This window comes from Roseateles sp. P5_B10 (assembly GCF_056400485.1).
On the sequence record NZ_JBFULE010001173.1, the window covers coordinates 1 to 1236 of the forward strand.

The following is a 1236-nucleotide window of genomic DNA, read 5'->3' on the forward strand; positions in this document are numbered from 1 at the left end:
AGGCCAAGGATTCGCCGGAGTACCGCACGGCTTTGGGCCTGTCCCTGCTGCAAAGCGGGAAGGCGACACCCGCAGCCGACGAACTTGCCAAGGCCTRCAAGAGCGACCCCAAGCAGACCTATGCCGGGCTGGCGCTGGTCACCCTGTATCTGCGCGAAGGCCAGGCCCCCAAGGCCCTGGCCGTGGCCGATACGCTGGCGCGCGCCAACCCGAACAATGCAACCGTCCTCATGGTCCAGGCCTATGCCAAGACCCAGGCGGGCGACTATCCCGGCGGACGCTCCGGCTATGAGAAGGCGCTCAAGCTCGACCCGCAACTGATGGAGGCCCGCCTGGGCCTGGTTCGCATCGACACCGTGACTGGCAATTTCGAAGCCGCCAACAAGCGGCTGCGGGAAGTTCTGAAAAATGACGAGCGCAATACCAATGTGCTGTTCGAACTGGCCCTGCTGAACGAACTGTGGGGCAAGGACGACGAGGCGCTCAAATGGCTGGAAAGTGCCGCAGAGGCCAGCAGCGCCCGCGAAACGCGCGCCAATTTCGCCCTCGTCGCCTGGCACCTGCGCAAAGGCCAGCCGGCCCGCGCGGTCGACGCGGCCAAGTTCTTGCTGGCCAAGCTGCCCGAGGATGTCGAAGCCCTGCAGGCCTATGCCAGCGCCCAGGCTGCCAACGGCGACGCGGCCGGGGCCAAGACCACATTGACCAATGCCGCCCGCCGCGCCGCCTTCGATGCACCGCGCCTGCTGGAAGTCGCGCGCCAGCAGGTCGGCATCAAGGACTACGCCGGCGCTGCCTACAGCCTTGACAAGGCTCTGAGCGGCAACCCCGACTATCTGCCGGCCCAGGCCATGCTCGCCAGCATCGAGCTGACGCAGGGCGATGCGGCGAAGTCGGAGCAGCGCGCCAAACAGGTCATCCAGGCAGCGCCCAAGTCGGCGCTCGGCTACAACCTGCTTGCCGAAGTCGCCACCTACCGGGGCCAGGCCACGGCCGCCATCGACGCGCTGCGCAAGGCCCATGACATCGAGAAATCCCAGGCCAGCCTGGTGCGTTTGATGCGCGCCGTCGGCAACCAGAGTGGTCCCAAGGCCGCCGTCGAGCTGGGAGACGCCTGGCTCAAGCGCAGCCCCAGCGACCTCGCGGTGCGCAACGCCGTCGCTGTGCAGCACTTGCACGCGCGCGACTTCGCCGCTGCGCGCAAGCAGTACGAAGCCATCCTGAAGCAGCGTCCCAACC

At 67.1% G+C, this 1236-nt stretch carries 1 protein-coding gene; it reads left to right on the forward strand.

Annotated features, from left to right (window positions below; all coding sequences use genetic code 11):
• Positions 1–1236: tetratricopeptide repeat protein (locus AC1DU6_RS31830; protein ID WP_477862191.1), on the forward strand; the 1236-nt coding region annotated here is incomplete at both ends.